The organism is Glutamicibacter protophormiae (genome assembly GCF_014647495.1).
Lineage (GTDB): Bacteria > Actinomycetota > Actinomycetes > Actinomycetales > Micrococcaceae > Glutamicibacter > Glutamicibacter protophormiae.
In genome coordinates this window covers 15,125-36,468 of sequence record NZ_BMPH01000008.1, presented here as the reverse complement: position 1 = coordinate 36,468, position 21,344 = coordinate 15,125, and the positions used below count along the sequence as shown (strand labels likewise).

General features: G+C 66.5%; 18 protein-coding genes and 1 tRNA gene. 6 read left to right on the top strand and 13 right to left on the bottom strand.

The genetic code is table 11. The annotated features are described in order from the left end of the window. Window positions 1–83: 83 nt before the first annotated feature. A complete protein-coding gene (locus tag IEY43_RS10505; protein WP_188948555.1) occupies window positions 84–1,796 on the bottom strand; it encodes an ABC-F family ATP-binding cassette domain-containing protein in 1,713 nt (570 codons plus the stop codon). A 233-nt stretch (window positions 1,797–2,029) separates the two neighbouring features. On the opposite strand from IEY43_RS10505, the gene IEY43_RS10500 reads away from it, so the two are divergent. Continuing rightward, on the top strand, window positions 2,030–2,485 hold the full coding sequence (locus IEY43_RS10500; protein ID WP_188948554.1) for a hypothetical protein: 456 nt from the start codon (window positions 2,030–2,032) through the stop codon (window positions 2,483–2,485). Window positions 2,486–2,511: 26 nt separating this feature from the next. Here the strand turns inward: IEY43_RS10500 and IEY43_RS10495 are convergent, their stop codons facing one another. The 11 genes from IEY43_RS10495 to IEY43_RS10445 all read right to left on the bottom strand — a co-directional run bounded on the left by IEY43_RS10495 (window position 2,512) and on the right by IEY43_RS10445 (window position 13,504). Beyond that, window positions 2,512–3,342, bottom strand: coding sequence for a PhzF family phenazine biosynthesis protein (locus tag IEY43_RS10495; protein ID WP_188948553.1), 831 nt, complete (start codon window positions 3,340–3,342; stop codon window positions 2,512–2,514). A gap of 74 nt (window positions 3,343–3,416) precedes the next feature. Next, window positions 3,417–3,493 (bottom strand) — tRNA-Pro (locus tag IEY43_RS10490). Window positions 3,494–3,595: 102 nt separating this feature from the next. Continuing rightward, window positions 3,596–5,128, bottom strand: coding sequence for a ribosome biogenesis GTPase Der (gene der, locus IEY43_RS10485; protein ID WP_188948552.1), 1,533 nt, complete (start codon window positions 5,126–5,128; stop codon window positions 3,596–3,598). Between the two features lie 66 nt (window positions 5,129–5,194). Next, the gene (gene cmk / locus IEY43_RS10480) at window positions 5,195–5,890 is read right to left on the bottom strand and encodes a (d)CMP kinase (protein WP_229777357.1); all 696 of its coding nucleotides are present in this window, start codon (window positions 5,888–5,890) and stop codon (window positions 5,195–5,197) included. Continuing rightward, window positions 5,887–6,987 carry a prephenate dehydrogenase gene (locus tag IEY43_RS10475; RefSeq protein WP_188948550.1) on the bottom strand — a complete coding sequence of 367 codons (1,101 nt, stop codon included), beginning with the start codon at window positions 6,985–6,987 and terminating at the stop codon, window positions 5,887–5,889. The genes cmk and IEY43_RS10475 overlap by 4 nt, the downstream gene beginning before the upstream one ends. A 3-nt stretch (window positions 6,988–6,990) precedes the next feature. Beyond that, window positions 6,991–8,115: a pseudouridine synthase gene (locus IEY43_RS10470; RefSeq protein WP_188948549.1), complete on the bottom strand. Its 1,125-nt coding sequence runs from the start codon at window positions 8,113–8,115 to the stop codon at window positions 6,991–6,993. A 99-nt stretch (window positions 8,116–8,214) separates the two neighbouring features. After that, complete coding sequence (gene scpB / locus IEY43_RS10465; protein WP_188948548.1) at window positions 8,215–8,805, bottom strand: SMC-Scp complex subunit ScpB; 591 nt, start codon at window positions 8,803–8,805, stop codon at window positions 8,215–8,217. Further along, window positions 8,798–9,715, bottom strand: a complete 918-nt coding sequence (locus tag IEY43_RS10460) for a segregation and condensation protein A (protein WP_188948547.1) — start codon at window positions 9,713–9,715, stop codon at window positions 8,798–8,800. The genes scpB and IEY43_RS10460 overlap by 8 nt, the downstream gene beginning before the upstream one ends. Beyond that, the gene (locus IEY43_RS10455) at window positions 9,715–10,572 is read right to left on the bottom strand and encodes a ParA family protein (RefSeq protein ID WP_229777363.1); all 858 of its coding nucleotides are present in this window, start codon (window positions 10,570–10,572) and stop codon (window positions 9,715–9,717) included. The genes IEY43_RS10460 and IEY43_RS10455 overlap by 1 nt, the downstream gene beginning before the upstream one ends. 548 nt (window positions 10,573–11,120) lie before the next feature. Then, a complete protein-coding gene (locus tag IEY43_RS10450; protein WP_188948545.1) occupies window positions 11,121–11,924 on the bottom strand; it encodes a hypothetical protein in 804 nt (267 codons plus the stop codon). A 278-nt stretch (window positions 11,925–12,202) separates the two neighbouring features. Then, window positions 12,203–13,504, bottom strand: a complete 1,302-nt coding sequence (locus tag IEY43_RS10445) for a cation:dicarboxylate symporter family transporter (RefSeq protein WP_188948544.1) — start codon at window positions 13,502–13,504, stop codon at window positions 12,203–12,205. 188 nt (window positions 13,505–13,692) lie between these two features. Here IEY43_RS10445 and IEY43_RS10440 point away from each other — a divergent pair, with 188 nt between their 5' ends. From IEY43_RS10440 to IEY43_RS10430, 3 genes are all read left to right on the top strand, one after another. Beyond that, window positions 13,693–15,384 (top strand): sensor histidine kinase, encoded by a 1,692-nt coding sequence (locus tag IEY43_RS10440; RefSeq protein WP_188948543.1) that lies wholly within the window; start codon window positions 13,693–13,695, stop codon window positions 15,382–15,384. A gap of 46 nt (window positions 15,385–15,430) precedes the next feature. Beyond that, on the top strand, window positions 15,431–16,180 hold the full coding sequence (locus IEY43_RS10435; protein WP_188948675.1) for a response regulator: 750 nt from the start codon (window positions 15,431–15,433) through the stop codon (window positions 16,178–16,180). A 67-nt stretch (window positions 16,181–16,247) separates the two neighbouring features. Then, window positions 16,248–16,988 (top strand): VIT1/CCC1 transporter family protein, encoded by a 741-nt coding sequence (locus IEY43_RS10430; protein ID WP_188948542.1) that lies wholly within the window; start codon window positions 16,248–16,250, stop codon window positions 16,986–16,988. Between the two features lie 80 nt (window positions 16,989–17,068). Here the strand turns inward: IEY43_RS10430 and IEY43_RS10425 are convergent, their stop codons facing one another. After that, window positions 17,069–18,985, bottom strand: a complete 1,917-nt coding sequence (locus IEY43_RS10425) for an AMP-binding protein (RefSeq protein WP_188948541.1) — start codon at window positions 18,983–18,985, stop codon at window positions 17,069–17,071. Window positions 18,986–19,172: 187 nt separating this feature from the next. Between IEY43_RS10425 and IEY43_RS10420 the strand changes: the two genes are divergently transcribed. Both IEY43_RS10420 and IEY43_RS10415 read left to right on the top strand, forming a co-directional pair. Then, window positions 19,173–19,817 (top strand): GntR family transcriptional regulator, encoded by a 645-nt coding sequence (locus IEY43_RS10420; RefSeq protein WP_188948540.1) that lies wholly within the window; start codon window positions 19,173–19,175, stop codon window positions 19,815–19,817. A 7-nt stretch (window positions 19,818–19,824) separates the two neighbouring features. Continuing rightward, window positions 19,825–21,342, top strand: a complete 1,518-nt coding sequence (locus IEY43_RS10415; protein ID WP_188948539.1) for an MmgE/PrpD family protein — start codon at window positions 19,825–19,827, stop codon at window positions 21,340–21,342. The last annotated feature ends 2 nt before the right edge of the window (window positions 21,343–21,344 follow it).

Genomic DNA, 21,344 nt, shown 5'->3' with positions numbered 1-21,344 from the left:
CACTATAACTGTATCCGAGTGGTGAACCAGCGCACAAGAATGCACTTCACAAAAAGTCGGAGAGCATCGCTCGGGCTCCTGGCTCATCGCTCGAAACGCACCGTACCGTGCACGATGTCGAGCAGCCGGACCCCGCGCTGCCCTGCCTGCTTTTCCCTCCAGCGCCGGTCGTGGGTCACGGTGACAACGGCTCCCGGATACTCCGCCACGGCAGCTTCCAACTGCTCGACGAGATCCGGCGACAGGTGGTTGGTCGGTTCGTCCAGCAACAGCAGGTCGGCCTCCCGGCTCACCGCGATCGCCAGTTCCAGCCGGCGTTGCTGGCCGGCCGACAGCGCACGAGGATGCATGAATAGGTCGCGCGGCGCGAAGAGGCCGAGCTTGACGATTCGCGATACCGCCTCGTCCTGGTAGATCCCCAGCGCAGCGGCGAACGCCTCGATCACGGTGTCCCCGGGCGGCTCGCCCAGTTCCTGCCGCAGCCATCCGACACGCAGACCTTCACGACGGTGGAGCATGCCGCGCTGCACGGGAAGTTCGCCTGCCAGCACCTTCAGCAGCGTGGTTTTGCCCGCGCCGTTGGGCCCTCCAACCAGCCACCGCTCCCCCGCCGCCAGGGTCATCTCGCCGAGCAACAGCCTCGGAGCACCGGGCCGCGCAGCGCCGGCGGAATGCAGCAGTGGCCGCTGCCCGTCCGGAGCGCCGCCGCCGTGCGGCATCCTGAATTCGAGCGGGTCCGCCGGCCTGGGTGCGGGGTGGGATTCGAGTTCTTCGATCCGCGATTTCGCCTGCCGGATCTTGCTGGTCGATCCATGGTTCCTGCTGCGGAGCCTGAAGGCGCCGTGGCCGAAGGCGGCTTTTTCCTGTTTTCGCGGAATGTCCGCCACGCGTGCGGCATTCTTGGAGACCAGGGTCTCGGAGCGTTCCAGATCCTCGCGCCAGCGTTCGAATGCAGCGATGGCGGCAGCGCGCTCGGTTTCCTTGGCCCGCAAGAACCCCCGGTACCCGTCGCCGTAGGCCTTCAGCTTCCGGCCTTCCACCAGAATGATGCGCCGGGCGAAGCGCTCCAGGAAAACGCGGTCGTGGCTGACGAGCACCAGCGCGCCGCGATGCCGTTGGACCGCGGCTTCCAGCCAATGCAGCGCGTCGTCATCGAGGTCGTTGGTCGGCTCGTCGAGCAGCAGCAGCTGCGCACCGGAACTGAGCACGCAGGCCAGGGCCAACCTCGAGCGCTGGCCCCCGGACAGCGAGTTGACCGGGGTGTCGCGGGAAACCAGCCCGAGTCCCAGCTGCTGCAGCGCGCTGTCCAGCCGCGGTCCCACGGAGTATCCGTCGGCCGCCTCGTACAAGTCGGTCACCTGCTCCAGCTGGGCCAGCAGCCGCTGGGCCTTTGCATCGCCAGCCGTTGCAAGCCGCGCCCCGATGGCTTCGATCAGCTGCTCCAGCCGCCGCAACCGGTGGTGATAGGAATCGATGACCTCGGCAATGCTGGCTGTGCCGGGGAACTGCGGATTCTGCGCGGCGTAGGCGATGGCCCCGGGCACGGTGGCAAGCCGCTCGCCGCGATCCGGCGCAAGCGTCCCGGCCAGGACCCGTAGGAGCGTAGATTTTCCCGAACCGTTGTCGCCGAGCACCGCGATCCGGTCGGCGGGCCCGACCACCAGCTCGATGTTGTCCAGGACATCGCGGTCGCCGAAGCTGACGCTCAAATCGACAAGCCGGCAGGTGAATTCCGCGGAGTGAACCGCGTCCTGCTCGGCGGCAGGGGTATTCGAGGGGTCGTGTTTTCGGGTCATGGCCATCCGTTATCTGCTGGCGGTCCGCACTGCAGGCGCAACCGGTACGTTGAAGGGCCCCGCCGCGCTTGAGGCGCGGCGGTGCGGAACTGTCCGTCGCGGAGCTCGGCTCAACGCGGCGGACGTCTTAAAGATGCAACGTACCCATGGATTCAGCCTACTCGCGGCCGCGGGCGCGGGCAATGACGTCGTGCGCCAACTAGAATCATGAGTGCAGCAATCCAGGAGGTCCCATGCGCAAGCTTGCAGTGCCCAGCGCCCTGTTGCTCGCCTGCGCCCTGGTCGGCTGCGCGCCGCTGGAGTTCGAGCAAAGCCCGCCCACGGCCCCGGCGGTGTCCCCGAGCCAACAACCAGAACTGGACAGGAAACGCAGCGAGGCCGTTGAAGGCCAGCATTGGGCGGACGAGTTGATGGAGGCCTATTGGCTGCGCGATGATTCCGCGGCGCAGCTGTGGATGTCGGGAACCGCCGAACGCCGGATCATCAGCTGGGGCGCCTCGAAGCCCGGCAAGCTGCAGCTGAGCGTCAACGGCTCGGAGCCCACCACGGATCGGGACCTGAAGTATTTTGCGTTGCGGCTGCTCGAAGAATTCGATGATCCGTCGCTGAAGTCCGTGTCGGTGTCCGTGCTGGGCAGCAAGGTCAGCGTGGTGGCGCGCGCCGAGGAGCTGGACACCAGCCAGACCTGATGCCTGCAGGGTTCCCACCGCGGTGCTCAGAGATCGATATGGCCGTCGATCAACACGTGGGTTGCGCCGCCGGTCCACAAGACCCCGTGATCCTGCTGGAATTCAACCCGCCCACGACGTCCCAGCACGGTGCCCTGGCGGTTGCAGAACGGGGCTTCGGCCAGCTGGCGCGCGAGAAGCCATTCGGCCGCGGCGGCGTTCAGGCTTCCGGTGACAGGGTCTTCGCGCAGGACGCCGTCCGCGAAGTTCAGCGCCCGGACTTCGAAGCCGCCCGAAGCCAGCGGCCCCAGCACCCCGATCTTCCACACGCCGTGATGCAGCGACGCATCCGGCGCCAGCGCCAGTACCGCGTCGGCACTGTCCAGCAGCACCGCGCGCCACCCCGGGCCGTTGTCGGCCCAGAAGGCGGCGGCGATCGCCGCGGAGTCGATGCCCAAAAGCTCGCTGATCTGCCGGACCTGGGCAGCGTCGAGCGCCTCGGAGCGCAGCAGCGCGGGGCTTTGGAAAGACAGCAGGTCCCCCTGCACCCGCACGGGAACCAGGCCCGCCTGGCATTCGGCGAGCACCTCGGCAGGGTTCTGCGGGCTCCCGCCGGATGCCAGCCAGGCTCTGACGGTGCCCAGGATGGGGTGGCCGGCGAAGGGGAATTCCTGCTGACCGGCGAAGATCCTGAAGCGGAAATCCGCGCGCCCGTCGCTCGGCGGCAGCACGAAGGTGACCTCGGAGAGGTTTGACCAGCTGGAGTAGTCCCGCATCTGCGCGGCGTCCAGCCCGTCGCCGTCCAGCACGACCCCCAGCGGGTTGCCCTTGTACGGGTCCTGGCTGAACACGTCGACCTGCATGAACCTGCGGCGCATCGTTCTCCCCTCGGTTGGCTGCCGGTTTCCGGGTGCGAAAAACCCCGGCGAGATGCTCGCCGGGGTTGATCTTGTGGTCGGGCTAGCGGGATTCGAACCCACGGCCTCCTGACCCCCAGTCAGGCGCGCTACCAAGCTGCGCCATAGCCCGATGCCTTCGCAGCCGTTATCCCCAAGTCGTGAGAACCAAGGGTGCCGTCTGCGAAAAGCTCCTAGATAAGCCTACACCAAGTCGGGTGGACTTTTCGAACCGTTACCGGTTGCGGCCGCGGCGTTCGCGGATTCGCATCGACACTTCAATCGGGCTGCCGTCGAAACCGAAGGTCTCGCGCAGCCGGCGGGTGATGAAGCGGCGGTAGCCCGGGTCCAGGAATCCGGTGGTGAACAGCACGAACTTCGGCGGGCGGGCCGAGGCCTGGGTGCCGAACAGGATGCGGGGCTGCTTGCCGCCGCGCACCGGGTGCGGGTGGGCCGCGACGAGCTCGCCCAGGAAGGCGTTGAGCTTGCCGGTCGGGATGCGCTTGTCCCAGGATTCCAGCGCGGTGTGCAGCGCCGGGACCATCTTGTCCTTGTGCCAGCCGGTCAAGGCCGACATGTTCACGCGCGGCGCCCAGTCGATGTGGGCCAGGTCACGTTCGATTTCCTGCTCCAGGTAGTAGCGGCGGTCCTCGTCCACCTCGTCCCACTTGTTGAAGACCACAACCAGCGCGCGGCCGGCTTCGATGGTCAGCTGAATGATGCGCACGTCCTGTTCGGACACGGTTTCGTTCGCGGCCAGCAGCACCACGGCGACCTCGGCCTTTTCCAGGGCCGACTGGGTGCGCAGCGAGGCGTAGTAGTCCGAGCCGACGGCCATGTGCTGGCGGCGGCGGATGCCTGCGGTGTCCACGAAGCGCCAGACTTCCCCGCCCAGCTCGACCAGTTCATCAACCGGGTCGCGGGTGGTGCCGGCGTAGTCGTCGACGACCACGCGTTCGGAGCCTGCCAGCTTGTTCAGCAGCGAGCTCTTGCCCACGTTCGGGCGGCCGATCAGCGCAATGCGGCGCGGGCCGCCGGAGGGGATGACTCCCCCGTGGGCCGAGTGGGTCGGCAGCTTCTCCATGACAGCGTCCAGCAGGTCGGCGGTGCCGCGGCCGTGCAGCGCGGACACCGGCCAGGGCTGGCCGAAGCCCAGGCCCCAGAGCACGGCGGCTTCGGCTTCCTGGTTGAAATCGTCGACCTTGTTGGCCACGAGGAAGACCGGCTTGCCCTTGCGGCGCAGCATCTTCACCACTGCCTCGTCGGTGGCGGTGGCTCCCACGTGGGAGTCGACCACAAACAGGATGGCATCCGCGACGTCGGCGGCGATCTCCGCCTGCTCGGCCACGGAGGCGTGGATGCCCTTGGCATCGTGCTCCCAGCCGCCGGTGTCAACGATGGTGAACGGGCGGCCCAACCATTGCGCGGAGTAGGACACGCGGTCGCGGGTCACCCCCGGGGTGTCCTCGACGACCGCCTCGCGGCGGCCGATGATGCGGTTGACCAGGGTGGACTTGCCCACGTTGGGGCGTCCGATGACGGCGAGCACCGGCGGGATGACAACGTCCTTGTCATCCTCGTCGTACTCGTCCAGGCCCGCGAGCAGCGCGGCGTCCTCGTCGTCCAGGTCGTAGTCGTCCAGGCCCGACAGCAGGGCCTTGGTGCGAATCGCGGCGTCTTCTTCGCTCAGTTCGGCAAGGCGCTCGGCGATATCGTCGTCTCCAACGGGAACGTATTCCTCGTCGTGGGTGGAGTTGTTCTCGCTCATGATTTTCCCTTCACAGCGATCGGTAATCTTCATCGGCTCTCGCCGAGGATGGGCACCAGCTCGTGGCTAGTTGGTGGTGGCCGTGTCGACGGCGTCGAGCACGGCGGCAATGGTCTGTTCGAAATCCAGGTCCGAGGAATCCACGGTCATCACGCCGTCCGCGGCCTGGGTGAAGTTCACTACGGTTGAATCCTTGGCGTCGCGCGCCAGCACCTGGGTAGCCAGCTGCGCGTCGTTCTGGGTGCCGCCCAGCTGCAGTCCGCGGCGGCGCAGGCGGGCCTCCTCGGAGGCGGTGAGCAGGATGCGCGCGTCGGCATCCGGGGCCACCACGGTGGTGATGTCGCGGCCCTCGGCCACGATGCGGGTGTTGGCAGCGATGATCTCCTGCTGGCGGCGCACCAGTTCGGCGCGCGCGTCCAGGTTGGTGGCCACGGCGGAAACCTGCTCGGAGATGCGCGGTTCGCGGATGGCCTCGGTCACGTCGGTCTCCCCGATGACCACCAGTTCGGCGTCCGGGTCCACCGAGATGCTCAGTTTCGCGTCGCGCACTGCCTGGGCCACCGCGGCGGCGTCATCCAGGTCGGTGCCGTCGGCGAGCACCGAATAGGTGATCGCGCGGTACATGGCACCGGTATCCAGGTAGGCGGCGCCGAGCTTGCGGGCCACGGCCTTGGACACCGAGGACTTGCCCGAACCGCTGGGGCCGTCGATGGCGATGACAAGCCTTGCGTCCGCTCGGCCCTGGTTGTTCTCGATGCTCACTGGGCAACCTTCCATCCGTTGAAAATCAATGCGTTGATCAGTTCGTCGCGGCGCCCCGGCAGCACCGAGACGTCTACCAGGCCCACCTGGTGGCCCGCGGAGTGTTCCATGCGCAGGTCCTCGATATTGATCCCGGCTTCGCCGATCTGCGCCAGCAGCGCGGCGATCTGCCCGGGCTTGTCATCCACTACCACGGTGACCAGGGCAAAGGCCTGCGGCGGGGCACCGTGCTTGCCCGGGATGCGGGCGCGGCCGGCGTTGCCTTCGGTCATCAGCTGGGACAGGTCCAGCAGCGACCCGGGCTCATCCGGATGCTGCAGGGTGTTGATCAGCCGGTCCAGGTCTTCCTTCATGCCGGTCAGGATCGGAATCAGCGCCGTGGCGTTGTGGGCGAAGATCTGGATCCACAGCTTCTCGTCGCTGGCCGCGATGCGCGTGGTGTCGCGCAGCCCGTTGCCGGCCAGGGCCAGCTGGTGGCCCTGTGCGTTCAGCAGCCGGGAGGCGATCATGGAGCTGGCGGCCTGCGGGAAGTGGCTGATCAGCGCCACCGACTCGTCGTGCTCGGTCACCGACATGCGGTGCATGGTGGCACCCAGGTCGATGGCCAGCGATTCGGCAACCATGACGCGGTCCGGCTGGGCGTTCTCATGCGCGCAGATGACCCACGGCATGGCGGTGAACAGCTCGCCGCGCGCGGCGGCCGGGCCGGACTTCTCGCGTCCGGCCATCGGGTGGGTGCCCACGTAGCGCGAGGTTTCCGCTTCGCCCAGGCGGCCGTCGGCCAGCACCGCGTCGAGGATCGAGCCCTTGACGCTGGCGATGTCAACCACGGTGGCGTTCGGGTAGGCCAGCAGGGCGTCGCCGACCAGGTGGGCGGTGACGTCTGGCGGGGCGCCGATGACCACGAGCTCCGGGGCGATCTTCTCCCCGTGCAGCACCACGCCGGCGCCGATGTCCTGGGCAACGCCCTGGGCGGTCGGCGAAATGTCCTGCAGGTAGACGCTCACGCCCTTGGCGCGCAGCCCCAGGCCCACGGAAGTGCCCAGCAGTCCGGTGCCGACGACCAGCACCGGCCCGGCGAGGTGAGAGGTGGCCATGGACTACATCCCTACCATTTTCATCAGGTGGCCCACTTCCTGGTTGCCCAGGGAACGGATGATGCCCTGCTTCTGGTCGCCGAGCTGGATCGGGCCGATGGCGACGCGCACCAGGCGCTCGACCGGGTGGCCCACGGCGTCGAACATGCGGCGCACGATGCGGTTGCGGCCCGAATGCAGGGTCACTTCCACCATGACGTGCTTCGGGGACTGGTCGATCAGCTTGAAGTCGTCGACCTTGATCCAGCCGTCATCCAGCTTGATGCCTTCGCGCAGCTGCTTACCAACGGAGCGCGGCAGCGGGCCGGGGACCTGCACCAGATAGGACTTGGGGACCTCGTACTTCGGGTGCTGCAGGCGGTTGGCCAGCTCCCCGTCGTTGGTCAGGATCAGCAGGCCCTCGGTCTTGTAGTCGAGGCGGCCGACGTGGAACAGGCGCTGTGAGTGGTGCTCGTTCTTGAAGTAGTCCGCGATGGTGCGGCGGCCCTCGGGGTCGTCCATGGTGCACATGACGTGCTTGGGCTTGTTGAAGACGTAGTAGCGGGCCGCCTTGTTCAGCTGGATGCGCATGCCGTCCACGTGGATGGAGTCCTTCGCAGGATCCACGCGGGTGCCCAGTTCGACGACCAGGCTGCCGTTGACCTCCACGCGGCCTTCGAGGATCATCTCCTCGCAGACGCGGCGCGAAGCGACCCCGGCATTGGCCATGGCCTTCTGCAGGCGGATGCCGTCCTGCAGCTCACCGTGTTCCATGCGGGCTGCCTGGTTCTCGGCGCGGGCCTGGGCGCGGGCGCGCTGGGTCGGGCGGGCGTAGTTGCTCGGCACCGAATTGCCGAAGCGCTCCTTGGAGAAGGCGCGCTCTGAGTTCTTGCGCGCCGCCGAGGTGTTGCGCTTGGCCGAGCCGCCTGCTGGCTTGGCTCCGCCGGATTTGGCTCCCGCGGACTTGCCGTAGGGCTTGGAGTCGGCCGGTTTGCCGTAGGGCTTGGCCGAGCCGGAGCCCGGGCGCCCGCCGGTTTTGCCGCCGGTGCCGGGCTTGCCGCCCTGGCCCGAACGGGAGCCTGAAGGCTTGCCGCCGAAGTTCGAATTGTTGCCGCGTGGATTGCGGCCGGAGGAGGATCCCCTGCTCATGCTAAGACTTGTCCCTTGCTATTACGTATTCGCGCGCATGCGGCCGGTGGGCCCCATGCGTCGTTGGTCCTGTCGGGCAATGCTGCACAGCTGCATTGCCTAGTCGTCGTAGGTTGCCGAATCGAGCGATTCGAGATCGGCCACCCCGGGCAGATACGGGGACAGCGCAGGCAGCTCTTCAAGCGAGCCCAGTCCCAGTCGTTCCAGGAAGTATTCGGTCGTTTGGTAGAGCGTCGCTCCACCGTCGCCCATCTCCGGATACTCCGTGATCAATCCGCGGGTGAGCAGCGTGCGCACCACCGAATCGACGTTGACACCTCGAATCGCCGAAATACGTCCACGCGAGACCGGCTGTCGGTAAGCGATGACAGCCAGGGTTTCTAGGGCGGCCTGTGACAGGCGTGCTGTTTGCCCGTCGAGCACATAACTGGAGACGAAATCGGCGTAATCGGCCCGCGAATAGAAGCGCCACCCGGAGGCGACGCGACGGAGTTCAAATCCGCGCGGGCGATCCCTACTATCATACTCGCTCGCCAGGCTCTCCAAGGCGGCGGCAATCCGGGGTACCGGCACCTCGAAGATTTCGGCCAAACGCGCCGAGGATACGGGGGTATCGGCGACCATCAGCACCGCTTCGAGCCCCGATTCCAGGCCTCCGGGGAGCTGGTCAATGGGTGCAATCTCACTCATGATCCACCTCACCCTTCCCCTCGTAGTCGTCCAGCACCGCGTCGGCGTCGAAGTCCGATTCCCCGGCCAGGCTGATCTGCAGCGGGCCGAGCGGATCGTGCTGCTCGAAGCTGATGACCTTCTGCCTGAACATCTCCAACAATGCCAGAAACCGCACGACAACCACCAGATGCTCGGCGGCATCGGCGACCAGCGCGGTGAAGTCCATGGCGCCGTGGGCCGCCAGAAGCTCCGCGATGGCCTCGGCCTCGGCGGCGATGGTGACGTTCGCCCCGTGCAGGTGGTCCAATCCGACCTCGGTGATCGGCTCGGGTTTCGGAGCGAGCACGCCGGCGGCGATCTTGGCGAAGCGTTCGGGGCCGATCGAGAAAATCAGCTCGGGCAGCAGCGCGGCGAATTCCGGCTCCAGCGCCACTTCGCGCGGACGGCGCGAGCCTTCGGTTTCGTAGCGTTCCCCGAGGAAGGCGGCGGCGTGCTTGAACGCCTTGTACTGCAGCAGCCGGGCGAACAGCAGGTCCCGGGCTTCAAGCAGCTCGAAGTCCTCCTCGTCGGCCATTTCCCCGCGCGGCAGCAAGCGGGCGGCCTTCAGGTCGAGCAGCGTGGAAGCGACGACCAGAAATTCGGTGGTTTCATCCAGGACCTTCATCCCGTCGCTGCCTGCTTCGAGGCTGCGCTGCTGCAGCTCGCGCAGGTAGGCGATGAATTCGTCCGTCACCTCGGCGAGCGCCACCTCGGTGATGTCCAATTCGCGCTTGGTGATCAGGTGCAGCAGGACGTCGAAAGGCCCGTTGAAATTGGCCAGAGCAAGGCGAAAACCGCCAGCCGGCTTCCCCTGGCCCGTTTCGGGGCTTGAATCGGGGGCGCCGGTGGCGGTTTGTCCGCGTTGGTCCTCGCTGAGCATGGTGCTCATTACGGGGCACCACCACGCCAGATCAGCTCGCGGGCCAGGTTGCGGTAGGCCTCGGCACCCGGGTGGTTGGCGGCATAGGAGGTAATCGGCTCTGCGGCCACGTTCGCGTCTGCGAACTTGATGGTGCGCTTGATGACGGTTTCGAAGAGCTTGTCGCCGAAGGCCTCGTCCAGGCGGGTGATGACCTCGCGGCTGTGCAGGGTGCGGGCGTCGTACATGGTGGCGAGCACGCCATCCAGCTCCAGCACCTGGTTCAGCCGGTCCTTGACCTTGTCGATGGTCTCCATCAGCAGCGCCACAGCGCGCAGGGCGAAGAATTCGGCGGTCAGCGGGATGATGACGCCGTGGGCGGCGGTCAACGCGTTAATGGTCAGCAGGCCCAACGACGGCTGGCAGTCGATGAGCACCACATCGTAGTCGTCGATGACATGGCGCAACGCGCGTTCGAGCACCTGCTCGCGGGCAACCTCGTTGACCAGCTGCACTTCGGCGGCGGACAGGTCGATGTTTGCCGGGAGCAGGTCGATGTTCTCCACGTCGGTGTGGCGAATCGCGTCGGTGATCTTGACGTTGCGATCCATCAGCACGTTGTAGACGGTGACGTCCATTTCATGCGGGTTGGTGCCGAAGCCGGCGGACAAGGCGCCCTGCGGATCAAAATCCACCAGCAGCACCTTGCGGCCGTATTCGGCGAGCGCCGCGGCCAGGTTGATGGTCGAGGTGGTCTTGCCTACCCCGCCCTTCTGGTTCACCATGGCGATGACGCGGGCCGGGCCATGGGACGGCAGGGCGGCGGGTACGGGGAATTCCGAGAGTGGTTTGCCGGTGGGGCCCACCGGGCGGGGCTCCTTGAGCATCCCGGCGCCGCGGACCTTGCTTGCCTGTTCCTCGCTCACGATGGGTCAACCACACTTCCCGTTATTTCTGACAAAAAACTTTGAGCTTTTGGCTCATTTAAAGGTTATCGGGCGGGACGGACATTCGGGGTATTTTCAACTTTTTCACGGCGAGCCTTTACCTTGAACCTTAACTCAAATGTTGTATGGACGCTGGGTATTTTCTCCGATCGGCCGCAAAGTGCCGGCGGGGGCTACGCACCGTCAGCAGGCAGCGGCCCGCCCGGCTCCTTCGGCAAGGCTGATCCGGCGCAGAGGAGCATGCTTCCAGCAGGCACCGTCGAAGCAGAAGTGATGCTCGCAGCGTGCAGATTCGTGGGCGCTGTCGAGCTTGATGCCGATGGTCCACCACGCAGCGTGGTGTTTTCTGTGCTTTGCCAAGCGCAGCTGGACGACGGCCGGAGGGCAACAGTTCCGGATGATCGCGGCTGGCCAACCAGTTGTTCTCGGCCACCCCGGTCGCGCAGATCGAGAAAACGGCGCGGATGGGCGTTGGCCCGGATGAGCGGCTATCCGGGCAGTCCCCGGAGCACGCAGTGCGCGGCTATTGGTTGCCAGCCCGCGAAATCCTTTCCGGCCAGCACGTCATGGTGCCGTTCGATGAGCTGCAGAGCCTCCCCCATGGCGTTGTGCTCGGCTTGCGGCTGCGGGAGATGCTTTCCGCGGCCGGCGTTTACTGGCTTCAGGTCAGCGCAGTGAACCTTGATGCCGGCTGGCAACCGGCAGACCGCTCTTGCCGGCTTCCGGCGGAGCCCGATCGAAACTGCCACCGACAGGAATCCCCGTTCCGGCCGCGGTACGGGCAGTCCGGGGGCGTAGGCGGCGCCGGTCCACCACAGTCCGGACAGCAGGGTGGACAGGGCTCCGAAGGCCAGCGCCGGCGGAAGGCTGCGTCCGGCCGGATGGCGGCCCGGACTCCTCGGACCCCCGAGCCACCGGGTGATCGCGGCGGTGATCACTGCGGCCGGTACCGCCTTGGCCGCCACGTACCCGGCAGCCCAGCCGGCCACCGCGAGGTTCCCGGACATTGCCAATGCGGCAGCCGCCTGGGCCAGCAGCACGGCAAGGGTGAGTCCGGCGGCAAGAAGCCAGAACCTTTCGCCGGCACGATGCGCGACCCACCACGCCATCGCCCCCATCACCGGGACAAACACCAGATACGGCGCGAAGCTCCACCAACCTGCCGAGGAGGAAGGCAGGGCACCGGAGTATCCGACCAGGGCCATAAGGCCCGTGGGGTCCGCCACGGCTTGTATCAGCGCGAGAAGCAATAACGTTGCGACAGCGACAACCGGGCGCCGTACCTGTGCCATACATCCCCCATTGCCAGATGAGCCTCACGAACCGCAGGTGTTCCGTATAGCTTTGGGCAGGAATACGCACACGTCAATACGGAATGCCGCGCGCTCCTTGAATCGCGTAGTTGATGCGTGCGTGGCCGCCGTTCCTGCCACGAACGGCAATTCGGCCGGCCCTGGCCGCGACGGAGGCTCCCGGGACGGGCATCTTGCCGGGGCAGTTAACGAAAAACATCCGCACTCCCGCTGGGTACGGGAGTGCGGATGTCGTCACGGCTTCGGCCTGGTGGTGGCTAGTGCATGCTTTCTTCCATGAGCGCCTCGTCGAATGGACGCTCGCCGGCGAGCACGGCCTTGGCCTGGTCCAAGTCGACCTCGTGGGTCCACTTGCCGATCAACAAGGTGGCCACCGCGTTGCCGGTGAAGTTGGTCAAGGCGCGCGCCTCGGACATGAACTTGTCGATGCCCACGATCACGCCCATGCCGCCGAGCAGCTCCGGACGGTGCGCCTGCAGCCCCGCGGCTAGGGTGGCCAAGCCCGCGCCGGTCACGCCGGCGGCGCCCTTCGAAGCGATGATCATGAAGACCAGCAGGCCGATCTGCTCACCGAGGTTCATCGGCATGCCCATTGCAGTCGAGACGAACAGCGCGGACATGGTCAGGTAGATGGCGGTGCCGTCAAGGTTGAACGAGTAGCCGGTCGGAACGGTGATGCCGACAACCGGCTTCGAGACGCCCACGTGCTCCATCTTGGCGATCAGCCGCGGCAGCGCCGACTCGGAGGAGGAGGTCGAGAAGATCAGCAGGTATTCGCGGGCCAGGTACTTCAGCAGCAGGAAGATGTTCAGGCCGGTGACGAGGCGCAGCATGGTGCCCAGTACGAACACGATGAAGATGATGCAGGTCAGGTAGAACGCGCCCATGAGGATGGCCATGGAACCGATCGCGGCCCAGCCGGTGGCGCCCACGACGGCGGCGATGGCGCCGAAGGCACCGATCGGCGCAACCCACATGATCATCATCATGATGCGGAAGACGACCTTCTGGATGGCCTGGATGCCGTTGAGCACCGGCTCGCCGCTCTTGCCCATGCCCTGCAGCGCGAAACCGACCAGCAGTGCGACCACGAGGGTCGGCAGCACCGGAAGGGAGCCGGGGATCAGCGACATGAAGAAGTCGACGCTGGCATTGGAGCTGGCAGGCTTCGACGGGTCGTACGGCTGAAGGTCCAGGCCCTCGCCCGGGTGGATGATGTTGCCGACGATCAGGCCCAGGGCCAGTGCGAAGGTGGACATGCTGATGAAGTACAGCAGCGCCAGGCCGCCGACCTTGCCAACGGTCGCCGCCTTGGCAATGGAACCGATGCCCAGCACGATGGTGCAGAAGATCACCGGGGCGATGATCATCTTGATCAGGGCGACGAAGCCGTCGCCCAGCGGCTTGAGCGCCTTGCCCAGATCCGGGGCGACCAACCCGATGATCGCGCCGAGCACCACCGCGGCGATCACCGAGATGTACAGCCAGTGTGTCCGGTCCTTCTTCTTTACCTGCTGCGGCGCATCGGTTGCCGCCGAATCGTGCTCGGTGATAGCCATGGGGGTGACCTGTCCTGTGAGTGAGAACCGCTCCGGCGTCGTTGCCGGACGGCATTCCGTAGAATCGTTAAGTCCATGGTGTGCGCGCTGGTGATTTTCATCTCTGTTGAGTTCATATTGGTCACGCACCCGTACATCCCTGCCGCAGCGCAGACCGGCGGCGCTACACGCCGCGGAAAGGCCCCGAGATGACCGATCACTTCGCGGATCGTCCGGCCGTTCAGGCGCCGCCGCGCGAGCCTGCCCCGCTGACCCGCGACGGCTGGTCCTTCGCCGTGCTGATCTTCGCCGCCCAGATGCTCGTGGTGCTGCTGGTGGTGGCCGGGCTGGCAATTGCCACGTACCAGCAGCAAAACCGCGTCATCCTCGACGACCGCCAATCCACGGTGGCCGCCGTGACGATCACACTGGCCAACGACCCTTTCGTCAGCGAATCCCTGACCGGGCCGGATGCCACCGCGCTGCTGCAGCCCTACGCGAACAAGATCCTGGCCCATGCGCAGTCCCTGGACTTCATCACGATCATGACCCCCGACGGCATCCGCGTGACGCACCCGAACCCGCAGGAGATCGGCCAGAAGTACATCGGATCCACGACCCAGGCGCTGAACGGCGAGATCTTCAACGAGCAGGCCGTGGGCACGCTGGGCAATTCCGTGCGCACCATCGCTCCCGTCTACCACGACGGCACCGTGGTGGGTTTGGTCTCCTCGGGCTACACGCTGCAGAATCTGCAGCTGCAGTACCGCAGCGAGCTGCCGCAGATCCTGCTGGTCTCGGCGCTGGCCCTGCTGCTGGCAGGATTCTCCGCCTGGTTCTTCTCCCGCTATGTCAACCAGGCCACCCTGGGATTCGGTCCGCACGGCCTGCGCCGGCTTTACGCGTTCTACTTCTCCGCGCTGCATTCGGTGCGCGAGGGCCTGGTGCTGCTGGACCGCAGGCACCGCATCGTGCTGTACAACCAGGAGGCGGCCCGGCTGCTGGACCTGCCCGAGGAAGTGCCCGGCGAGGGCCTGAATCCGCAGCAGGTGCAGATGCCCGAAACCCTGCGCGCCCTTATGACCACGGGGCGCAGCTGCAAGGATGAGATCCACCTCGGCGCCCACACGGTGCTGTCCGTTTCCCAGGGCCCGGCCCGGCTGACCAACGCCAACTTGCCGCGCATGGGCGGGCCGTGGCGCGGCTGGTTCGGGATCCAGCCGCTGACCGGGCAGATGCTCACCCTGCGCGACCTGACCGAGGTGCAGGAGCTGGCCGGGGAGCTGCAGTCGCTGAAGACCTTCTCCACCGCGCTGCGCGCCCAGACCCACGAGCACGCCAACCGGCTGCACACCATCGCCACCCTCATCGAGAGCGGCAAGGCCGACCAGGCGTTGGCCTTTGCGGTGGACGACCGGCAGCATTCCCAGCAGCTGACCGACGCGATCGTGCACAGCATCGACGACGCCTACCTCTCCAGCCTGCTGGTGGCCAAGGCCGCGCAGGCCCACGAACGCGGGATCAAGCTGGATATCAGCGCCCAGGGCTTCATCCCCACCGACGCGTTCCAGGCGACCGACATCGTCACCATCGTGGGCAACCTGCTGGACAACGCGCTGGAGGTCTCGGTGGGCACCGAGGACGCCACGGTCTGGGTGGAGGTCACCGCGCTGGGCGACGAGCTGATCATCGCGGTGGCCGACTCCGGGCCCGGCATCGAGCCGGAATTCCTGGAGAACCTGCTGCGCTTCGGGGTCAGCACCAAATCCGGGGTGCAGCCGCGGGGGCTGGGGCTCGCGCTGGTCCAGCAGGCGGTCCTGCGCCTGGATGGCACAATGAATGTGGACAATGATGCCGGGGCGATCTTCACCGTGACCCTGCCGTTCAGGCCGCGGACCTAGGCAGGTGGAGATGGCACACAGAATTCGGGAGGAGCCGATGGGCCAGATGCACGCCGAGAACACCCCCGACGCCGCGACCCCGCCTGCGCTGCGGGTCCTGGTGGTCGACGACGAACCCGACACGGCGGCGGCCCACGCGGTCTACGTGAACCGCATTGAAGGCTTCACCGCCGCCGCGGTGGCCGGCAACGGGCAGCAGGCGCTGGCCTTGCTCGCCGCCGCCCAGCAGGACGGGGCACCCTTCGACCTGGTGCTGCTGGACATGACGCTGCCGGACCTGCACGGCATCGACGTGGCCAAGCGCATGCGCGGGCGCGGACTGACCACCGACATCATCGCCATCACCGCGGTGCGGGACCTGGCGGTCGTGCGCTCGGCGGTGGCCACCGGCATCACGCAGTACCTGATCAAGCCGTTCACCTTCGCGGTCTTTGCCGAGAAGCTGGAGAACCACCGCCGGTTCATCGCCTCGATGCGCTCCACCGGGCCGGATGCAAGCCAGGCCGCGCTGGATACCGCTTTTTCTGCGCTGCGCACGGCGAGCGCCTCCACGACCCTGCCCAAGGGGTTGATCCCCGAAACCCTGGCCCAGATCAGCGAGCACCTGAACGCCAGCCCGGGTACGGCGTTCTCCGCCACCGAGTTGGCCGAACAGCTGGGCATGTCGCGAGTCACCGCCCGCCGCTACCTGGAGCACCTGGCCGAGTCCCGGGCCGCGGTGAAGCAGCCCCGGCACGGCACCCGAGGCCGGCCGGAATACGAGTACCGGGCGGCCTCCCCCGCGGCCGGCAGGTAATCAGAAGCAAACTTAACCAAGCCAAACCATCCTTGTCAGCACGCCATCAAGCGCGCATGATGGCACTATGAGCGAGGAAAACCAGGACATTATTTCCGCCGTGCAGCACCCGGGCGAAGCACACGTCGAGGACAACGTGGGCCAGCGGCTTAACTGGCTGCGGGCCGGGGTGCTCGGCGCCAACGACGGCATCGTTTCGGTGGCCGGCGTCGTGGTCGGTGTCGCCGCGGCGTCTCCCGGAAATCTGGCGGCCATCGCCACTGCCGGCATCGCAGCCCTGGTGGCAGGCGCGTTTTCCATGGCCGGCGGCGAATACGTCTCGGTCAGCACCCAGCGGGACACCGAGCGCGCCCTGATTGCCAAGGAAAAGCGCGAGCTGCGCGAGCAGCCCGAGGAGGAACTCGAAGAACTCGCCGGCCTGTACCGGCAGCGCGGGCTGTCCGCGGAACTGGCGAAACAGGTCGCACAGGAACTGACCGCCCATGACGCGCTGGCGGCGCACGCGGAAGTGGAGCTGGGCATCGATCCGGACGAGCTGACCAGCCCCTGGCATGCGGCCCTGTCGTCGTTCATCGCCTTCACCGTCGGAGCGCTGATCCCGCTGGCCATGATCCTGCTGCCTGTCGGCAGCGAAATCCTCAACACCGCGCTGGCAGTGGTGCTGGGCTTGCTGCTGACCGGATGGATCAGCGCACGGCTGGGCGGCGCCCCGCTGCCGCCGGCGATCCTGCGCAACGTGCTGATGGGTTCGGCGACCATGGCCGCCACCTACCTGATCGGGCTGCTGTTCGGCGTCGCGGTCAGCTAAATACCGCGCACAACGAGAAAACCCGTGCCCGGCCAGCGATGTTTCGCAGGCCGGGCACGGGTTTTCGAGCCGGTTCCGGTTTAGGCTTCCGGACGCAGCAACGGCATCAGTTCGTCAAGCACCGCGGTGTCCTCGATGGTCGAGGGCACCGTGTAGTCCTTGCCGTCGGCAATCTGGCGCATGGTCTTGCGCAGGATCTTGCCCGAACGGGTCTTGGGCAGCGCAGCCACCACGGTGACCTCGCGGAAGTCGGCCACCGGGCCGATGTGCTGGCGCACCAGGGCCACGATCTCCTTCTTCAGCGCTTCCTCGTCCGCTTCAACCCCGGACTTCAGCACCACGTAGCCGCTGGCACGCTGGCCCTTGAGCGCATCGGCCAGGCCGATCACCGCGCATTCGGCGACGGCAGGGTGGCTCGCCAGCACCTGCTCCATGGCACCGGTGGACAGGCGGTGGCCGGACACGTTGATCACGTCGTCGGTGCGGCCCATCACGAACAGGTAGCCGTCCTCGTCGAGGAAGCCGGAGTCGCCGGTGAGGTAGAAGCCGTCGATCTGGCTCAGGTAGGTGTCGATGAAACGCTGGTCGTTGCCCCACAGGGTCACCAGTGCGCCCGGCGGCAGCGGCAGGCGGACCACGATGTTGCCCTCCTCGCCCGCGGCCACTTCCTCGCCCAGGGCGTCGCGGATCTGCACATCGAAGCCCGGCACCGGGGTGGTGGGGCTGCCGGCCTTGGCGGGCAGCGGCTCCAGGCCCAGCGGGTTCGAGGCGATCGGCCAACCGGTTTCGGTCTGCCACCAGTTGTCCACCACCGGGATGTTCAGCAGCTCGGAGGTGAAGTGGTAGGTATCCGGATCCAGGCGCTCGCCGGCCACGAACAGCGCCCGCAGGCTGGACAGGTCGTGGGAGGTCATCATCTCGCCGCTCGGGTCGGCCTTGCGCACCGCACGCAGCGCGGTGGGCGCGGTGAACATGGTGGTGACCTTGTGGTCCTCGATGATGCGGCCGAACACGCCGGCATCCGGGGTGCCCACCGGCTTGCCCTCGTAGAGCACCGTGGTGGCGCCGGCGATCAGCGGCGCGTAGACGATGTACGAGTGCCCCACGACCCAGCCCACATCCGAAGCGGTGAACATGGTGTCCCCCGGGTGCACGTCGTAGATGGCGTTCATGGAGAACTGCAGCGCGGTGGCGTAGCCGCCGGTGTCGCGCACCACGCCCTTGGGTGCGCCGGTGGTGCCGGAGGTGTAGAGCACGTACAGCGGGTGCGTGGACGGCACCGAGACCGGTGCGGCCGGCTGCGCGGTTTCGGCCAGCTGGCCCCAGTCAAGCCAGTTGATGTCCTGCCCGTTGATCGGCTTGCCCTGGTATTCGTCCAGGGAGTGCGCGAACCCGTCGCGGTGCGCGACGATGACATCCTTCACCGCCGGCTCGGCCAGGCTCAGCGCCTCGGCCACCGCCGGCAGGTACTCGATGCGGCGCGAAGGCTCGATGCCGCCGGTCGCGGCCACGATCGCCACCGGAGCGCAGTCGGTGATGCGCGCGGCCAGTTCCTTGGGCGCGAAGCCGCCGAAGACCACCGAGTGCACGGCTCCGATACGGGCGCAGGCGAGCATGGAGATCAAGGCCTGCGGCACCATCGGCATGTAGATCAGCACACGGTCCCCGGTCTTCACCCCGCGTCCCGCGAGCACGCCGGCGAAGATCTCGACTTCATGCAGCAGCTGGGCGTAGGTGTAGGTCTGGGTGGTTCCCAGCATGGCGGAATCGTAGATCAGCGCAGCCTGGTCGCCGCGGCCGGCGGCCACGTGGCGATCCAGCGCATTGACCGACAGGTTCAGCATGCCGTCGGGGAACCAGTTGTACAACGGTTTGCGCGAAGCATCGACCGCCGATGTCGGCGCCGAATCCCATTGGATATCTTTGGCAGCCTCAAGCCAGAATGTCTCCGGATCGGTGCTCGCCTGGTCAAAGGCCTGGCGGTAGGTCTGCGCCATGGTGTTCTCCTCCGGCGTCGGGCGTCGCTGCCCGGCGTCCTGTTAAATGTCTGGACTCGTCCTCGTATATATAAGCCTATGACTACAGTCACACAATCACAACATCCGTGTATACATATTTCGTACTTTTCTAAAATATTTTCCGCCCTTTGCCCCATTTGACTCGGTTTGTGTATACACTCGAAGCATGAGAGCAAGTGACAAGGTCTACGAGAGCCTGCGCACCGACATCGTCGAGTGGCGCTTGCACCCGGGAACCGTGCTTGCCGAGGTTGAACAGTCGGAACGACTAGGAGTTTCCCGCACTCCGGTGCGTGAAGCACTGGCCCGATTGGTGGCCGACGGACTGGCGGTCCCGCAGCGGGGCCGTGGAGTGGTGGTTTCAGAAGTCAGCGAAGACCATCTGGAAGACCTCTTCGTCCTGCGCCGCGCGCTGGAAATCACCAGCGCCCGGCAGGCCGCCTTGTCGGAGAACCGCACTCAGTTCGCAGCCCTGGCCGAGGATTTCGACCAGGCAGTGCACCTGGCGGATCTCTCCGGAGCCCGAGACGACTACTACCAACTGGTCGCACGGCTCGACGAGATGGTCGACGACGCGGCCAACAACCCGTATCTGGCCACCGCGCTGCGCACCCTGCGAGTGCACCTGCAGCGGGTACGCAGGCTGGCCAAGGACAATTCCGACAGGCTGCGCGACTCGGCCCGCGAACACGCGGCCATTGCCTGGGCGATTGCCGAGGGGAACGCCGAGGTGGCGGCCGCCGCCACCACTGTTCACCTCCACAAATCTTTTACACACATCAAGACATACACAGTTGGATCCGAAAGGTAGCATCTCCATGATCAACCACCCAGTACGCGTATACCGCTCCGAGGAAAACCTGGCCCGCGAAGACCAGCTGGCCCATAAGATCGCCACCGTTGCCGCCGATCCGGTCGAGGTAACCAGCGAAGTCACCGAGATGATCATCAACCGCATCATCGACAACGCCTCGGTGGCCATCGCCTCGCTGAACCGCGGCCCGATCGTCGCAGCCCGCTCCCAGGCACTGACCCATGCGCCGTCCACCGGCGGCCAGGGCGCCTCGGTATTCGGCATTTCCGAGAAGGTTTCCCCTGAGTGGGCAGCCTGGGCCAACGGCGTGGCAGTGCGCGAGCTCGACTACCACGACACCTTCCTGGCCGCCGAGTACTCCCACCCGGGCGACAACATCCCGCCGATCCTGGCCGTGGCACAGCACACCGGCGCTTCGGGCAAGGACCTGATCCGCGGCATCGCCACCGGCTACGAGATTCAGGTCGACCTGGTCAAGGCCATCTGCCTGCACAAGCACAAGATCGACCACGTTGCCCACCTCGGCCCGTCGGCCGCCGCCGGAATCGGCACCCTGCTGGGCCTGGACGTCGAGACCATTTTCCAGGCCGTTGGCCAGGGCCTGCACACCACCACCGCCACCCGTCAGTCGCGCAAGGGCGAAATCTCCACTTGGAAGGCGCACGCCCCGGCCTTCGCAGGCAAGATGGCTGTTGAGGCCGCCGACCGCGCCATGCGCGGCCAGACCTCCCCTGTCCCGATCTACGAAGGCGAAGACGGCGTCATCGCCTGGATGCTGGACGGCAAGGACGCAGCCTACGAAGTGCCGCTGCCAGAGGCCGGCGAAGCCAAGCGCGCCATCCTGGACACCTACACCAAGGAGCACTCGGCCGAGTACCAGGCACAGGCCTGGATCGACCTGGCCCGCAAGCTGCACGGCGAGCACCCGGAAGCCGCCGATCCGAAGAACGTGAAGTCGGTGCTGATCAAGACCAGCCACCACACCCACTACGTCATCGGCTCCGGCGCGAACGACCCGCAGAAGTACGATCCGACCGCTTCGCGCGAGACCCTGGACCACTCGATCCCGTACATCTTCACCGTTGCACTGCAGGACGGCGCATGGCACCACGTGGATTCCTACTCCCCTGAGCGTGCCGGCCGCGCCGACACCGTGGAGCTGTGGAACAAGGTGACCACCGAGGAAGACGCCGAGTGGACCCGCCGCTACCACTCGCTGGACATCTCGGAGAAGGCCTTCGGCGGTTCGGTGGAAATCACCCTGAACGACGGCACCGTGATCACCGACGAGATCGCCGTAGCCGACGCTCACCCGCTGGGCGCACGTCCGTTCGCCCGCGAGCAGTACATCAACAAGTTCCGCACCCTGGCCGCAGGCCTGGTCGACGAGGCGGAGATCAACCGCTTCATCGCCGCCGCGGAAAACCTGGAGAACCTGGCCGCCGGCGAGCTGGATCAGCTGAACATCCAGGCCGCCGCCGGTGTGATCGACGCGAACAACGCACCTAAGGGACTGTTCTAATC

What these genes read in the sequence shown, in the direction of transcription:
- IEY43_RS10495 (WP_188948553.1), bottom strand. Translation starts at nt 3,342, where the DNA reads ATGCGCCGCAGGTTCATGCAGGTCGACGTGTTCAGCCAGGACCCGTAC.
- IEY43_RS10420 (WP_188948540.1), top strand. Translation starts at nt 19,173, where the DNA reads ATGAGAGCAAGTGACAAGGTCTACGAGAGCCTGCGCACCGACATCGTC.
- IEY43_RS10415 (WP_188948539.1), top strand. Translation starts at nt 19,825, where the DNA reads ATGATCAACCACCCAGTACGCGTATACCGCTCCGAGGAAAACCTGGCC.
- IEY43_RS10460 (WP_188948547.1), bottom strand. Translation starts at nt 9,715, where the DNA reads ATGAGCACCATGCTCAGCGAGGACCAACGCGGACAAACCGCCACCGGC.
- IEY43_RS10450 (WP_188948545.1), bottom strand. Translation starts at nt 11,924, where the DNA reads ATGGCACAGGTACGGCGCCCGGTTGTCGCTGTCGCAACGTTATTGCTT.
- IEY43_RS10440 (WP_188948543.1), top strand. Translation starts at nt 13,693, where the DNA reads ATGACCGATCACTTCGCGGATCGTCCGGCCGTTCAGGCGCCGCCGCGC.
- der (WP_188948552.1), bottom strand. Translation starts at nt 5,128, where the DNA reads ATGAGCGAGAACAACTCCACCCACGACGAGGAATACGTTCCCGTTGGA.
- IEY43_RS10470 (WP_188948549.1), bottom strand. Translation starts at nt 8,115, where the DNA reads ATGAGCAGGGGATCCTCCTCCGGCCGCAATCCACGCGGCAACAATTCG.
- IEY43_RS10475 (WP_188948550.1), bottom strand. Translation starts at nt 6,987, where the DNA reads ATGGCCACCTCTCACCTCGCCGGGCCGGTGCTGGTCGTCGGCACCGGA.
- IEY43_RS10425 (WP_188948541.1), bottom strand. Translation starts at nt 18,985, where the DNA reads ATGGCGCAGACCTACCGCCAGGCCTTTGACCAGGCGAGCACCGATCCG.
- IEY43_RS10505 (WP_188948555.1), bottom strand. Translation starts at nt 1,796, where the DNA reads ATGACCCGAAAACACGACCCCTCGAATACCCCTGCCGCCGAGCAGGAC.
- scpB (WP_188948548.1), bottom strand. Translation starts at nt 8,805, where the DNA reads ATGAGTGAGATTGCACCCATTGACCAGCTCCCCGGAGGCCTGGAATCG.
- IEY43_RS10445 (WP_188948544.1), bottom strand. Translation starts at nt 13,504, where the DNA reads ATGGCTATCACCGAGCACGATTCGGCGGCAACCGATGCGCCGCAGCAG.
- IEY43_RS10435 (WP_188948675.1), top strand. Translation starts at nt 15,431, where the DNA reads ATGCACGCCGAGAACACCCCCGACGCCGCGACCCCGCCTGCGCTGCGG.
- IEY43_RS10500 (WP_188948554.1), top strand. Translation starts at nt 2,030, where the DNA reads ATGCGCAAGCTTGCAGTGCCCAGCGCCCTGTTGCTCGCCTGCGCCCTG.
- IEY43_RS10455 (WP_229777363.1), bottom strand. Translation starts at nt 10,572, where the DNA reads ATGCTCAAGGAGCCCCGCCCGGTGGGCCCCACCGGCAAACCACTCTCG.
- IEY43_RS10430 (WP_188948542.1), top strand. Translation starts at nt 16,248, where the DNA reads ATGAGCGAGGAAAACCAGGACATTATTTCCGCCGTGCAGCACCCGGGC.